The organism is Acetobacterium sp. MES1, assembly GCF_002237635.1.
Classification (GTDB): Bacteria; Bacillota; Clostridia; order Eubacteriales; family Eubacteriaceae; genus Acetobacterium; species Acetobacterium wieringae.
In genome coordinates this window covers 126,704-142,287 of the sequence record NZ_MJUY01000047.1, presented here as the reverse complement: position 1 = coordinate 142,287, position 15,584 = coordinate 126,704, and the positions used below count along the sequence as shown (strand labels likewise).

The following is a 15,584-nucleotide window of genomic DNA, read 5'->3' as shown; positions in this document are numbered from 1 at the left end:
CAACTTTTTTAGATTGCATTTTAATTGTTTTTTAGTTAAAATATTATCATGGCTAGGACTGTTTTCTTAATCGTTCTAGACCAGATTAGAAAATAGGAGGAAGAGAATGAAAAAAAGATTGGGAGTATTGATGCTTGCACTGGTTTTAGTGGTTGTAAGCGTTGCCGGATGCAGTTCGGGATCAACATCCAAAAAAGATGAGGTTACCAAGGTGGGCTTTATCTACGTTGGGCCAGCGGATGATGGTGGCTGGTCACAGGCACATGACAATGGTCGGGCAAAAATGGTTGAAAACATGGGTGGCAAAGTCGAAACCATTGTTAAAGAAAATGTCCCCGAAGAAAAAAGCGCTGTTGTATCAACCATCAGAGATATGGTTGACCAGGGATGTACCATCATTTACGGAACCAGTTATGGATTCATGGATGGAATGGTCGAAGCGGCTAAAGAATTCCCGGACGTAAAATTTGAACATTGTTCAGGTTACATGACAGCGGACAATTTAGGAACTTACTTTGGAAAAATTGAAGAACCTCGATACCTGTCAGGTATTGTTGCAGGTTTAACAACCAAAACAAATAAAATTGCTTATGTTGCGGCTATGCCGATTCCCGAAGTTATCCGCGGAATCAACGCCTTCGCTTTGGGTGTGAAATCAGTAAATCCAGCGGCAACCGTTAATGTTTCCTGGACCAACACCTGGTATGATCCAACGGTTGAAAAAGCGGCAGCTGAAGCACTGATTCAACAAGGTTGCGATGTAACTGCACAACATCAGGACTCAACAGCAACCATGGAAGCTGCCAAAGAAGCAGGTAAGCTATCAATCGGTTATGATTTAAGCGCAGCGACAACCATGCCGGAAGTCTACATGACTGCACCGCTTTGGGATTTCAGTGGTTACTACACTGATTCAGTTCAGTCAGTGATTGACGGAACCTGGAAATCGCAGCAATACTGGGGTGGTATGAATGACGGAATTGTCCTGTTGGACGAACTGACAGCACTGGCGCCAGGAACCGCAAAAGGTCAGGTTGAAACGGCTGAAGCAGCAATTAAATCTGGTTCGCTGGTTATCTTTGCTGGTGAGTTAAAAGATCAGACGGGCGCTGTAAAAGTACCGGCTGGAACATCCATGACCGATGAAGCGCTGTTGAGCATGGATTGGTTTGTAGACAATGTAGTTGGTAGTTTAAAATAGTAAAAAACGGTTTAACGGACAGAGTCTTTGGGCTCTGTCCGCTATTTTTAGTAAAGGTGAAAGCATGAACAATGATTATGTCGTTAAAATGGAGAACATCACAAAGGTTTTTGGCAAGGTCAAAGCCCTGGATCATGTGGAATTTTCATTAAAAAAGGGAGAGGTACATGCGATATTAGGAGAAAACGGAGCGGGTAAAAGTTCACTGATGAATGTTCTAAATGGCATTTATATGCCGGATGAAGGACAGATCGAAGTGAAGGGACAGCCTGTTAATATCAGCTCGCCTAAGATAGCGCTGGATTTGGGCATTGGAATGCTGCCGCAGCATTATAAATTGGTGGACGTATTTTCAGCCATGGAGAACGTGGCTGCCGGTAGTCGAAAAACAAGTCCTTTTTTAAATAAGAAAAAGATTTTAGATGAGATGGGGAAATTGATCGAACAATTGGGAATGGACATTAATCCCAATAAAAAGGTTTATGAAATGTCAGTCGCTGAGAAGCAGAGTCTGGAAATCTTTAAGGTTTTGTATCGGGGGGCCGATATTTTAATACTCGATGAGCCGACTGCGGTATTAACCCCTCAGGAAATAAATAATCTCTTTGAAATCGTCAAAAAAATGGTGGCGACGGGTTGTTCGGTCATTATTATTACCCACAAACTGGAAGAAGTCATGGAAATCAGTGACCGGATTACGATTATGCGCAAGGGCACTACCATTCAAACGGTGAATAAGGAAGAAACCACGCCCCAGGAATTGGCCGGAATGATGGTTGGCGACGTGATGGAACTTAATGTCCCCTATGTTTCAGTGGAACGGGGCAAAAAATGCCTGGAAGTAAAAGACATTACAGCCATCGATCGCAATAAGGTTCATATTCTGGATCATGTCAGCTTTGATCTTTATGCCGGGGAAATTCTGGGAGTAGCTGGTATTGCCGGTAGTGGACAGAAAGAATTATGTGAAGGAATCGCAGGACTCTATCATATTAAATCGGGAGAAATTATTTTCGAAGGTGAAAACATTGTTGGGAAAAATCCTGAGAAAATCAGCCAGATGGGGATTAGTCTGAGTTTTGTGCCGGAGGATCGTCTGGGGATGGGGCTGGTTTCTTCGATGGATATTATTGATAATGTTTTGTTGAAAGACTACCGCAATAAAAAAGGTCTGGGGATTTCCCGAGAAGTTTCCCGTGATAAGGCCGAAGCCCTGGTGGAACGACTCAATGTATCAACCCCAGCCATTGAGAATCATGCCGTCAGTTTGCTTTCGGGTGGTAATATTCAAAAGGTTTTGCTGGGCCGGGAAATTGAATTGGAACCGAAACTGCTGGTGACTGCTTATGCCACCAGAGGGTTGGATGTAGGATCGTCCCAGATTATCTACGATTTGCTCAATGAACAAAAAGTAAAAATGAAACCGATCATGTATGTTGGTGAAGACTTGGATGTGCTGATGAGTCTGTGTGACCGCATCATGGTTTTATGTGAAGGTCGGGTCACCGGAATTGTCGATCCTAAAAAAACCACCAAAGAAGCCATAGGACTCATGATGTCCGGGGTAAGAAGTGAAGGAGAAGAAGCATGCTCCATATCGTAAAAAAAGAAGTTCCGAAAACTCGGGAAAAAATAATTGTCAGGCTATCAGCTGTTTTGGCCGCTTTGGCCGTGGCGTCGATCATTGTCCTGGTAGCCGGGGCGAATCCGCTTGAGTTGTATATCGGGATTGTCCAGGGCTGCTTTGGTTCGCTTTATCGCTTTGCGGCAACCATTGAAAAGATGGTCCCCTTACTGGTTCTGTCTCTGGGGGTGCTGGTGGCATTTAAAATGCGGTTTTGGAATATCGGTGCCGAGGGACAGTTTCTGATGGGCGCCGTGGGAACCACCCTGGTGGTTCGGCTCCTTCCGGATTTGCCGTTGCCGGTTATGCTCGTGCTGATGATCATTGTTTCATTTTTGTTCGGGGCCGTCTGGCTGATGATTCCGGCCTTTTTCAAGGCCCGATTCGGAACCAATGAAACCCTGTTCACGTTAATGCTCAACTACATTGCGCTGACGCTGGTAACAGCCTTGCAGTATGATTTCTGGAAAGATCCGGCGGCCAACGGGATGCCCAAAATTGCCAATCTTCCGGAAAATGCCTTACTGCCCAGTGCGGGTGGCTTTAATTTAAGTATTTTGATGGCGGTGATCATTGTGCTGGCAATGTATTATTTTATGAATCGTTCTAAAATTGGCTTTGAAATAGCGGTGTTGGGTGAAAGTGAAAACACCGCCCGCTACATTGGGATTAATGTCACCAGAACCATTATCATTGTCGCACTGGTCAGCGGTGGTTTATGCGGAATGGTCGGGATGATGCAAACCACTGGAGTCAGTGGGGCCCTGTCAACTGAAATTACCGGTGGATTGGGTTTTACCGCCATTATTGTGGCCTGGCTGTCGGGGCTTAAGGTTCCCTTTGTGGTGGTCAATTCCTTTGCCTTTGCAGTGCTGCTTCAGGGAGCTTCCTATATTCAGACGGCTTTCCAGATCCCTGGTTCAGTAGCAGAAATGATTCAGGCGATTATTCTGTTCTTTATTTTGGGCAGCGAGTTTGTCCTGCAGTATCGGTTGGTTTCTGATAAAACGAAAAGTGAGGTTGCATAAATGGAATTTGTTTTTTTCTTGGCAGCAGCGGTTAAAGCCGGAACCTGCCTGCTTTATGCAACTCTGGGAGAAATTATTTCGGAAAAAGTTGGACACCTCAATCTGGGGGTCGAGGGGATGATGCAAATGGGTGCCGTCATTGGCTTTATTGCCGGGTTTACTTTTGGTAATCCGTATACGGCGGTTCTTTGTGCCGCTTTGGCCGGTGCTGCCGGAGCCCTGATTTATGGATTTTTGACGATTAGTTTAAAGGCTAATCAGGTGGTTACCGGCCTTACGCTCAGTATTTTTGGCGTTGGCTTCGCTGCTTTTTTTGGTAAGAACTTTGTCGGGAAAAAAGTACCGGAAGCAATTACCACTTTTTTTGCTCCAGTTAAGCTACCGATTTTAGGAGACATTCCTTATCTCGGACAGATCTTTTTTAATCAGAGTGTCTATGTCTATTTTTCCTATTTTTTAGTCGTTGCCATATATATTTATCTCTATAAAACCAAATGGGGACTAAATACCCGGATGGTCGGAGAAAACCCGGTGGCAGCCGATGCCAGTGGCATCCCGGTCGATAAGTACAAGTATTTCAACATTGCTCTTTGTGGAGCTCTCTGTGGGCTGGGCGGCGCCTTTTTATCGCTGGTCTACATCAGTATTTATCCGGTTAATGTGGTCAGCGGCCGGGGCTGGATTGCCGTGGCACTGGTTATTTTTGCCATGTGGAATCCTGGTAAGGCAATGCTGGGGGCCTACTTTTTTGGAGCCCTGGATATTGCCAGCTTCTGGTTGCAGCAATACAACCTACCGGTTTCCATTTACCTGTTTACCGCGCTACCGTATCTGGCCACCGTGTTCGTCCTGATCTTTACCTCGATGCGCAAGAGCAGCAACAAAAAAGAACCGGCCTGGCTCGGTAAAAACTATTTCAAGGAAGATCGCTAAGTACAAAAGACCGTCTTATTTAGGTTTGCCGCGTAAGCTACCGTACCGACCAATTTTAATCTATTGTTCGCCGCGGGATCGGACAGGCTCTGCCATGTCCGCCCTGATGCGTACAATCAGATTAATAATTGTCGGTACTGCTTTAGTGTTTTATTAACCGTCTTTAAAAAGACGGTTCTTTTATAAATTAATCTGTCCTCGTTGGAGAGACAGGTGTAAACAATACTCAAACTATTTTAAGGATGGCAACGTGCTTTATGGTTTTAAATTGAAAAAACTATGATATAATAAAGGTTAAGATTTTAAAGGAGCCGAGAGAATGAAGGAATTAATTTGCAAAACAGAGAATACACACCAGTACCCGATTATTATTGAAAAAGGTATTAAAGGGCGGTTGTCCCAAATGAAAGCGCTCTTTTCCCAGTATCATAAGGTGGTGATTATCACCGATAAAAATGTCGCCAAAGAATATTTAGGTGAGGTGGAACGGCAGGTTCGTCAAGCTGGGCCCAAGGTTTACAGCATCGTCATTCCCCCTGGAGAAGCCAGTAAGTGTTTGACCCAAACCGCCGAGATTTACAATGAACTGATTAAATGCAATATCACCCGCAGTGATGCCATTCTGACTCTGGGTGGCGGCGTGGTTGGTGATTTAGGTGGCTTTTGTGCGGCGACTTATCTTCGCGGCATCGATCTGATCCAGGTGCCGACCTCACTATTGGCTCAGGTAGACAGCAGTGTTGGCGGTAAGGTTGGGATTGATCTGGATTATGGCAAAAACCTGGTGGGGGCTTTTCATCAACCCCGGGCTGTGATCATCGATCCCTTATTTTTAGAAACCCTGGAAGATCATTATATGATCGATGGGATGGCCGAAGTCATTAAATACGGTTGTATCAGCAGTGCACCACTGTTTGTTAAGCTGATGGGTTATACCTATTATGAGGATCTGGTTGAAGATATGGAAGAGATCATTGCCAAGTGTTGTCAGATTAAACGGGATGTGGTTCAAACTGATGAGCATGAACAGGGGTTGCGCCGGATTTTGAATTTCGGACACACCATTGGTCACGTTGTGGAAACCTACTTCAAATTCAAGAAATACTCACACGGTGAAGCGGTGGCCATTGGCATGGCTCAGATCACCAAGAAAACCGTTGCTGAAGGGATCAGTCAGAAAGATACCTACGACAACATCATCGAAATTCTGGAGAATTACGGGCTGCCAACCGAACTGCCGAAGATGCCTCTGGACAAGGTACAGGAAATACTCTTCACTGACAAAAAATTTGAGAATGACTCGCTTTACATCTGTGCCCTGGAAAAAATTGGCAAGGCCCAGATTGTTAAAATCCAGAAACCCCAGGCCATCGAACTGTTTAGATAGTAGTTAAAAAAAGAGTTAGAAGACCGTACCGACCAATTGTTAATCTGTTGTTCGCCACACCAATGCGAAATTCGCAATGCTCTTTTCGCATTGGTCGCAGGCAGTCGCCAACTACAAGCCAGCTTGTGATTGGCTCGTTGCCTTTGCGCAAGCTCGGACAGGCTACGCCGTGTCCGCCTTGATGCGTACAACATGATGTAACAATTGTCGGTACTGGGTTGTCTTTTGTGAAGCCGAAAGAGTGAAAACAGAAAATTAAGAGGAAGAAAATGAGAACGATAGAAATTACACCAAGGTTATTAAGCGGCAGTCTGGAAATACCGCCGTCAAAAAGTGTCAGTCACCGGGCGATAATTGCGGCGGGGTTGGCTAAGGGTGAAAGCGTGATTTCAAATGTGCTGATGTCTCAGGATATGATTGCCACCTGTGATGCCATGGTCGCTTTGGGAGCCAGGATCAGCTATCAGAAAGAGCTTAATGGACGTTTTACCCTGACCATTAAGGGCTGTGATCCACTGGCGCTAAAGGCGGAGACGATCCAGTGCAACGAATCGGGGTCAACGCTTCGGTTTATCATCCCGATTGTGTTGCTGCAGCCGAAGCGGGCGATTATTACCGGAAAAGGACGGCTGGTTACCCGGCCGATGAAACCTTATTATGATATATTTGCTGAAAAAGGCATCCAGTATGAACATCTTAATAAAGACCAGGATTTACCCCTGGCAGTGGAAGGAATGCTGACACCGGGCGTTTATCAGATTAATGGCGGGGTTAGCTCCCAGTTTATTACCGGGCTGCTTTTTGCCCTGCCGCTACTCAATGGCGATTCGGTGATCGAACTCACTTCAACGCTGGAATCCAAACCCTACATTGATATCACGCTGGACGTTTTAAAGAGTTTTGGAATTGCGATTATCAATGACAAGGATCAGCGTTTTGTGATCAAAGGGAATCAGTTCTATACCCCCTGCAACTATCGGGTTGAAGGTGATTTTTCTCAGGGCGCATTCTGGCTGGTGGCGGGTACCATTGGCAAACAGATGGATTGTTCTGATTTGAATGTTGCGTCACAACAGGGGGATAAGGTGATAGTTGACATCTTAAAAGAAATGGGTGGCGATATCAGTATTGGCGCTGACAAATTAATTGTCAAAAAAGCCGAAACCGTAGGAACCATTATTGATGTATCCCAGTGCCCGGATCTGGTTCCGATATTGGCAGTCGTTGGTAGTCTGAGCAAGGGTACCACCACGATTATCAATGGCGAGCGGCTCCGTTTTAAAGAATCGGATCGCTTGATGGCCACCGCTGATGTACTGAACAAACTGGGCGGCAAGGTGGAAGAAACTGCCGATGGTCTGGTGATTCATGGGGTTGACCGTTTCACCGGCGGCCAGGTTACGAGTCATAACGATCACCGGATTGCCATGGCGGTGGCGATTGCATCGATTTGTGCTACCGGCAAAATTATTCTTGATGGTGCGGAAGCTGTTAATAAATCTTACCCTCATTTTTGGGAAGACTTCATGGTAATGGGAGGTGAGTGGATTGGGCTCGACCTGGGGAAATAAATTTAAAGTTTCGATTTTTGGAGAATCCCACGGCAATGGCATTGGTGCCGTTATTGATGGCCTTCCGGCTGGGATTGACATCGATCTGGAGCGGGTTCAGAATGAGCTGAATCGTCGGGCCGCCCGGGGAAATCCGCTGGCCACGCCCCGAAAGGAAGGCGATCAGATTGAAGTCCTCAGTGGTGTTTTCAATGGTAAAACCACCGGGGCCCCGCTGGCCGGATTGATCCGCAATGAAAATACCCGTTCCGGTGATTATGCCAAAACCAAAGATCTGATGCGACCGGGTCACGCTGATTATGCGGCAAGCGTGCGCTATGGTGGCTTTCAGGATTATCGCGGTGGCGGCCACTTTTCCGGTCGTTTGACGGCACCTTTGGTATTTGCCGGAGCCATCGCCAAAGAGATCATCCGAGTGATCCGACCAGAGCTGGGAATCGGCAGTCGGATTGTTTCGATCGGGAATGTCAAGGACACTGAGATTTGTGACTGGAAGGTTTATGAAAATTTGATTCAGGGCTTTAAAAACCCGGCCTTTCCCCTTTATCATGCCAAACTGGAAGATGCCATGAAACAGGAGATCATTGCGGCGATGGCCGATGAGGACTCGGTGGGTGGTTTGGTGGAAGGCTTTATTACCGGTCTGGAACCGGGAATAGGCAATCCCTTTTTCGAATCCATCGAAAGCCGTTTAGCGGGCCTACTGTTTTCCATTCCGGCAGTCAAAGGGGTGACCTTTGGCGCTGGTTTTGAGGTGGTTAGCCTGCGAGGGTCTCAAACCAATGATGCCCTGCGCATCAATGATGGACGGATCGAGGCAGTTACCAACTATAACGGCGGCATCAATGGCGGAATATCCAACGGGATGCCAATTGTTTTTCAGGTGGCTTTTAAACCGACACCTTCTATTGGTAAAGAACAGCAGACCATTAATCTGGCAGAAAGAAAAGAGGCTGTCCTGACCATACAGGGGCGTCATGATCCCTGTATTGTTGTCCGGGCCTTTCCGGTGGTGGAAGCTGCCACTGCCATCTGTCTGGCTGATTTTTTAATTTAAGGAGGTTGCCATTGAAGTCATTAGATGAAATCAGAAATGAAATCGATGCGATCGATGCTCAGATGCGGGTGTTGTTTGAACAGCGGATGGATTGTATCCAGGCAGTCGCTGAATATAAATACAGTAACCACGGGAATATATTCGATCAAAGTCGGGAAGAAAAAATGCTGAAAAAAAATCTGATCCAGCTGAAAAACAAGAATTATGGAAAAGAATATGAACGGTTTCTGAATGAAATTCTGGTTTCAAGCAAGGCGTACCAGAAAGACTGGATACAAAAAAAGGAAATCACGGAGCGAGGCAAATAGCAATGGATATCGGAATGCTGATAATTGTGCTGGTGATTGTGATTCCTGGCTATTTTCTGGTTAGACGGCTCTCAACGACGCTTTATTCGGATAACCAGAAGATGGAAGCAGAAACCGAAAGACGCTATGGTTTTCAACGTCTGGAAAATGAACGGATCGAAAAAGCCAAAGCAAAGGAAATTGATGAAGCAAGGAGCAATTCGAAACCGTATCAACGAATTCCAAGAAGAATTGTTCGGGCTCCCCAAAAAACAGATATGACGGTGGTGAAAAAATATCGCCGCCGGGTAACAGACGAAAAGTTAAATAAAGTAAACATTAAGCAGAAGTGACGAGAAATCCGTTTTAAGGCGAAATCAGGTAGAACTGCAGACGAAAAAGCAGCTGAAAAAAATAATTTGATATTCCTGAAAAAATAGCTTTAATATTTCTGTACAATTTTATATAATAGCTACAATTAATTTTTTGCAAATGAGAATTAGGATGCATAAAAATGCATGCAGGAAAGTAGAAGGAAAGATGAAGAAGTTTAATAAAGTACTAATCGCCAATCGCGGAGAAATTGCCATCCGGATTATTCGGGCCTGTCAGGAACTGGGCATTCATACCGTAGCCATCTATGCGCAGGAAGATAAGCTGTCTCTTTTTAGAACCAAGGCTGATGAGTCCTACCTGATCACTGGCACCAGTGGTCCAGTGGAAGCCTATTTGGATATGGATAAGATCATTACCCTGGCCAAGAAAAAAGAAGTCGATGCCATTCATCCTGGGTATGGTTTTCTTTCGGAGAATCCACTTTTTGCAAAACGCTGTGAAGAAGAAGGAATTGTCTTTATCGGACCAACCCATGAAATGATGGAAAAAATGGGTGACAAGATTCAATCGAAGATTGTTGCCAAAAGTGTCAATGTGCCAACCATTCCTGGAGTTGAAAAACCAATTACCTCGGATTCGGAAGCCCTGGAGTTTGCAAAGAAAGCCGGCTATCCGATTATTCTAAAAGCAGCTGCAGGTGGCGGCGGTCGGGGAATGCGAATTGTCCGGGAAGAAAAAGACCTCTTAAAAGAGTTCCATTCGGCTACCAGTGAAGCAACCAAGGCTTTTGGTGATGGGACCATTTTTGTGGAAAAATATCTGGAAGAACCGAAACATATTGAAGTACAGATCCTTGGCGATCACCACGGCAATGTAGTTCATCTTTTTGAGCGGGATTGTTCAATCCAGCGTCGCCACCAGAAGATCGTTGAATTTACACCCTCATTAAGCATCAATGACGAGCAGCGTCAGGCCATCTGCAAGGATGCCCTGAAACTGGCCAAGGAAGTCAATTATCGGAATGCCGGAACGATTGAGTTTCTGGTTGATAAAAAGGGCGATCACTATTTCATTGAAATGAACCCCCGAATTCAGGTGGAACATACCGTCACCGAACTGGTTACTGGCATCGATCTGGTTCAGTCGCAGATTTTAATTGCCCAGGGTTTACCACTGGATTCGGCCGAAATTGGCATTCCCAGTCAGGATGCGATTGAAACCCGGGGCGCAGCAATCCAATGCCGGATTACCACAGAAGACCCGAAAAATCACTTTATGCCAGATACCGGACGATTGGATGTCTACCGTACCGGCAGTGGCTTTGGGATTCGTCTTGATGGCGGTAATGGTTTTACCGGTGCTGAAATCACCCCCTATTATGATAGCCTGCTGGTAAAAAGCACCGCATTTTCCAGAAACTTTGAAGATGCCCGTCGTAAAGCGGTACGGGGACTCAAGGAGATGAAAATTGAAGGGGTTCAGACCAATAAGGATTTTCTGATCAATGTGCTTCAGCATCCCACCTTTATCGGCGGAAAATGTGATACCAAGTTTATTGATGATCATCCGGAACTGTTTGAAATTGAAGATCAAAAGAGTGAAGCATCCAACGTTCTCAAATATTTCGGAAACATCATCGTCAATGAAACCTTCGGTAACAAGCCGGATTATGATGAACCTTATATCCCCACCATTCCCGTGGATACCGAATTCCGGGGCAGTAAACAAATACTCGATGAACAGGGGCCAGCTGGCCTGGTGCAATGGATCAAGGATCAGGAAAAACTGTTGCTGGTTGATACCACCTTTAGAGACGCTCATCAATCCATCGCTGCGACCCGGGTGCGGAGCCGGGATATGATCAAGATTGCCCGGGAAACCGCAGCCCTGGTACCTGATCTCTTTGCTCTGGAAATGTGGGGCGGCGCAACCTTTGATGTGGCGTATCGTTTCTTAAAAGAATCACCTTGGCGACGGTTGGATGAACTGCGCAAGCGGGTACCCAATATTTTGTTCCAGATGCTCCTTCGTGGCGCCAATGCCGTGGGCTATAAAAACTATCCGGATAACGTCATTCGGGCGTTTGTACAGGAAGCAGCCAAAAGTGGGATTGATATTTTCCGGATATTCGACTCCCTCAACTGGATGGACGGAATGAAAATTTCTATTGATGAGGTCTTAAAAACTGATAAGATTGCTGAGGTCAGCATCTGTTATACCGGCGATATTCTCGATACCTCCCGAACCAAATATAATCTTGATTACTACCTGAGAATGGCCCGGGAAATTGAAAAAACTGGGGCACATATTCTGGCGATTAAGGATATGTCGGGTTTATTAAAACCAGGCGCCGCTTATAAACTGATTGAAGCGTTAAAACAGGAAGTCAGTATGCCAATCCATCTGCACACCCACGACACTACCGGTAACGGAGTAGCCACGGTGCTCTTTGGACAAATGGCTGGCGCTGATATTGCCGATGCGGCTTTGAATGGAGTCAGCGGTTTGACCTCGCAGCCAGCGCTCAACTCGATTGTGGCGGCACTCAAAAACACCCCTCGGGATACCGGATTAAATGAAGATGAACTCCAGATTTTATCCGATTACTGGGGTACCACCCGTCAGGTCTACAGCAAGTTTGAATCGGAAATGAAATCCGGATCGACGGAAATCTATAAGCTGGAAATTCCGGGAGGCCAGTATTCCAACCTCCGGGCTCAGGTGGAAAGTTTTGGTTTGGGCCATAAGTTTAGAGAAGTCAAGGAAAAATATCTGGAAGCCAACCTGATGCTGGGAGATATTGTCAAGGTAACCCCTTCTTCAAAAACAGTTGGAGATCTGGCTATCTTTATGGTTCAAAATGATCTGACTGTCGACAATATTAAAACCAAGGGCAAGGAATTAGCTTACCCGGATTCAGTGGTGGATTTTTATAAGGGCATGATCGGGCAGCCGGAAGGTGGCTTTGATCCGGAGCTGCAAAAGATAGTCTTAAAGGGCATCGAACCGATCACTGTGCGGCCCGGAATCCTGTTACCGGACGAAGATTTTGATAAAATAAAAAAAGATTTCCAGGAAGAATTTGGCGTTGAGCTGGATGATCGTGAAGTATTAAGTGTTGCTCTGTATCCCAAGGTTATGAAAGAATACTTTGAATTTCTTCAGGAATACGGCGATTTCATGCGAATGGAAAGTCATGCTTTCTTCTATGGCCTTAAAGTGGGTGAGGTTATCGACGTTGAAGTGTCCAAGGGCAAACGCTTTATCATTAAGCTGGTTAGTATTGGCGTACCCAATGATGAGGGGATGTGTCCGGTGATGTTCGAAGTGGATGGTTTCCGTCGGGAAATTTACATTGAAGACAAGCGCAGTCTTTCAGCTAAACAGAAGGTTACGATGCTGAAGGCTGATCCTAAAAATTCGAAACAGATTGGCTCAGGGATTCCGGGAACGGTTTTAAAAGTACTGGTTAACGAAGGTGAAGCGGTTAAACAAAACCAGGCGCTGGTTGTGGTTGAAGCGATGAAAATGGAAACCGAAATGGTCGCCAGCGAAGACGGCAAAGTCAAGCGAATTTACGTCTCCGAAGGACAAAGTGTCCAATCCGGAGAATTGATAGTCGAAATGGAATAAGTATTCATTACAGGCGTTATAGCTAAAAAAAGAAGTGATCATCTAAATAAAGATGATCACTTCTTTTTAATTTGTCAGATTATTAAACGATGGTGAGAGATACCGGAAGACTGACGGCCGTTACTGGTAGGCAGCCAGCTTTTGTATTGGTAATTTCGACATAGTAGTAAGTGGTACCCGCTGGTCCGGAAGTATCGACGGCAAAGGTTTTACCGGTGGCGCCGTCAATCGGCTTGCCATCGGCATTGATGGCATCGGCACTTTCAAACCACTGGTAGGTGAGTTCGCCGCCATCATTTACTTGGGCATCCACTGTAAAAGTAGCAGTGGTAATATCGGCCTTGGGCGTGCCAAGAGCAGCTTGGGCTGTCCGGGTTGCTTGGGCTAGACTGGTGGCTAAAGCGACACCGCTGAGCTGTGAAATGCTGGTTGGTTGTGCGTTGATGGTTGGCATTTCAGATAAATCCGCAGCAGCTGGAGCAGTGGGAATGCTTTCGTCAACGGCTACTGGAGCAGCAGCGTCCGGCAAAATCGCTGGATCAGCGCTGGTAACAACGATACCGGCCAAAACCGTTACCGGCTCAGCATTTTCTGATGAGATGACACAAGTATAATAGACCGTTCCAGGGGTGGTTGACACCGGTGGATCATAAATTGGACCAGTGATTTCTGGCATCGGTATTTCTGAATCGCCAAAGCGGTAAGACCATTGATAGGTTAAGGTTTTGGCTTCAGTCACACTGGCCTCAACAAAGATTGGTGCAGGATCTTCGTTTAAGTAAATCCGCTGGGATGACAGCTCAGAACTGGCAGTAATTAAAGGTTGAGCAGTAACGGTGAGGGCTATGGAAGCTTCAACATTATTCAGGTTGACATAGCCAGCTGGCATTACCAGCGTTCCCGTATAGAGGGTTTCACCAACCTTTTTAGTATCAACGGTGTTTGGCGTCCAGGTGACAGAACAGGGGAACACGTCACTGCCGTAGCCTTGAACAATGACCACCACCGGCAGGTTATAGCTGCTGTCATAAGCAATGGTCTCAGCAATCGCGTTGTTGGTGGCATTGATGGTATTGATCATGGTGACCGCAGCAATATTGGTTTTAACGGTGATTTTACAGGTATCGGTTTTATTGCCGTCCTGAGTTCGGGCAGTAATTGTGGCTTCGCCATTGGCTACAGGTGTGACCACTCCATTGGTAACCGTCGCAACATTCGTGTTGGAGGATTCCCAGATTATCGTTTGATTTGTCGCATTGGCCGGGAAAATAACAGTATTTAGTTTTAAGGTATTGCCCATAATCACATCGGCTTCCACAGGAGTGACCTGAATCGCTTCCACGGGGATAGTAATGGGTGGGCTGGGGGGAGTCGGCGGTGATGGTGGGTCGACAGGATCAACCGGGTTCAGAGGCGGTGCATCATATTTTGAGTTGATAATCGTTCCCGAACTACTGGAATTGGAATACCAGCTACTGCTGCTGCCGCTACCTGAATTCGTATCGGCGGTACGGTTGGTGTTGGTTGATACCGTCAGTCCGCCATTGGCATCGGTAACCACCGGTTTCGTGGTAATATACACGACATCCGGGGTGATGGTACCAGTGATATTAAGAACATCATTGGTGGTGGCACTGGTGATACTGCCTTCGCCGGTAATTTCCACCCGGGTTTCGGTGGCCAGGGATGTAATTACGGCATTATTACCAAGGATGATACCGGTTCCTTCACCGGTTGCTGTTAACAGGACGGTTCCCACATTGGCATTAAGAGTCAGAGTCACCTTCGATTCAGCAACAATTTTTTCAATAACGGCATTGCTTACCAAGGTGGAACCACTGGCATTGGTGCCAAAACCAATCAGTTTGGCCGGTGTATTCAGAAGGATATCGCTGATGCCCCGGGATTGGATGTTTTCAATCGTACCATTTTCCTGGGTGGTAATTGATGTTCGGTTGGCGGCTTTGTCGACATTCAGGGTTTTTACCTTGCTCTGGTTGTCAACGATGATCGTGGCGGCGGCTCGGGCGGTGAGATTTTCAATCGTTGCTGCACCGAGAAGGACAAGTTTCACCCCCTGCTTTTCGAGGGTGACATTCTGGTAGGAACCGCCATCCAGATAAACGGTGCCGCTGCCTTTGACTAACAATTCTCCCTGAACGGCGGAGTTTGTCAAGCGGATATCGCCATCGACGACCGAGTCAACAACGGTCAGATTGCCGGTAAAGGTGGCATTTTCAATGTTGACACCGGATACCTTGATCTCCCCATTCTGATAGGTAGCTGTTTCGGTGTAGGTGCCCGCCACCGTATAGCTTTTCATTTCGCTTCCTTCTTGGCTGCAGCCGCGAACAAACAAAATGGCGGTCAGGAGGATAAGTAGGATAATAATAATAGAGATAATAGAGTTCTTTTTCATGACATTCCTTCCCTTTGTTTATATAAAATTTTAATTGAAATCACAGGTTCACAAATTTGTTCTAAGTGTAATGATTTTAGCACAAAATATCGTTGTTGTAAATAGAAT

The 15,584-nt window shown here is 46.1% G+C and carries 11 protein-coding genes; 10 read left to right on the top strand and 1 reads right to left on the bottom strand.

Translation table 11 applies throughout. From position 1 onward, the window contains the following. Positions 1 to 106 precede the first annotated feature (106 nt). The 10 genes from BI182_RS12860 (at position 107) to BI182_RS12815 (ending at position 13,057) form a co-directional block, all read left to right on the top strand. Positions 107 to 1,201 (top strand): BMP family ABC transporter substrate-binding protein, encoded by a 1,095-nt coding sequence (locus BI182_RS12860; protein WP_070371806.1) that lies wholly within the window; start codon positions 107 to 109, stop codon positions 1,199 to 1,201. A 64-nt stretch (positions 1,202 to 1,265) separates the two neighbouring features. Further along, the gene (locus BI182_RS12855) at positions 1,266 to 2,804 is read left to right on the top strand and encodes an ABC transporter ATP-binding protein (protein ID WP_286808441.1); all 1,539 of its coding nucleotides are present in this window, start codon (positions 1,266 to 1,268) and stop codon (positions 2,802 to 2,804) included. Next, positions 2,789 to 3,853 (top strand): ABC transporter permease, encoded by a 1,065-nt coding sequence (locus BI182_RS12850; RefSeq protein WP_286808430.1) that lies wholly within the window; start codon positions 2,789 to 2,791, stop codon positions 3,851 to 3,853. The genes BI182_RS12855 and BI182_RS12850 overlap by 16 nt, the downstream gene beginning before the upstream one ends. After that, positions 3,854 to 4,786: an ABC transporter permease gene (locus tag BI182_RS12845; RefSeq protein ID WP_070371809.1), complete on the top strand. Its 933-nt coding sequence runs from the start codon at positions 3,854 to 3,856 to the stop codon at positions 4,784 to 4,786. A 319-nt stretch (positions 4,787 to 5,105) separates the two neighbouring features. Beyond that, the gene (gene aroB, locus BI182_RS12840; RefSeq protein ID WP_286808427.1) at positions 5,106 to 6,173 is read left to right on the top strand and encodes a 3-dehydroquinate synthase; all 1,068 of its coding nucleotides are present in this window, start codon (positions 5,106 to 5,108) and stop codon (positions 6,171 to 6,173) included. A gap of 269 nt (positions 6,174 to 6,442) precedes the next feature. Continuing rightward, entirely contained in the window at positions 6,443 to 7,744 is a 1,302-nt protein-coding gene (aroA, locus tag BI182_RS12835) for a 3-phosphoshikimate 1-carboxyvinyltransferase (RefSeq protein WP_286808425.1), read from the top strand. Beyond that, complete coding sequence (gene aroC, locus BI182_RS12830) at positions 7,722 to 8,801, top strand: chorismate synthase (RefSeq protein WP_286808424.1); 1,080 nt, start codon at positions 7,722 to 7,724, stop codon at positions 8,799 to 8,801. The genes aroA and aroC overlap by 23 nt, the downstream gene beginning before the upstream one ends. A gap of 11 nt (positions 8,802 to 8,812) precedes the next feature. Beyond that, the gene (locus tag BI182_RS12825; protein ID WP_070371813.1) at positions 8,813 to 9,109 is read left to right on the top strand and encodes a chorismate mutase; all 297 of its coding nucleotides are present in this window, start codon (positions 8,813 to 8,815) and stop codon (positions 9,107 to 9,109) included. Between the two features lie 2 nt (positions 9,110 to 9,111). Beyond that, positions 9,112 to 9,441: a hypothetical protein gene (locus BI182_RS12820; protein ID WP_070371814.1), complete on the top strand. Its 330-nt coding sequence runs from the start codon at positions 9,112 to 9,114 to the stop codon at positions 9,439 to 9,441. 187 nt (positions 9,442 to 9,628) lie between these two features. Next, a complete protein-coding gene (locus BI182_RS12815; RefSeq protein ID WP_187389231.1) occupies positions 9,629 to 13,057 on the top strand; it encodes a pyruvate carboxylase in 3,429 nt (1,142 codons plus the stop codon). Positions 13,058 to 13,139: 82 nt separating this feature from the next. Here the strand turns inward: BI182_RS12815 and BI182_RS12810 are convergent, their stop codons facing one another. Continuing rightward, positions 13,140 to 15,380, bottom strand: coding sequence for an Ig-like domain-containing protein (locus BI182_RS12810; RefSeq protein ID WP_286808420.1), 2,241 nt, complete (start codon positions 15,378 to 15,380; stop codon positions 13,140 to 13,142). Positions 15,381 to 15,584 lie beyond the last annotated feature (204 nt).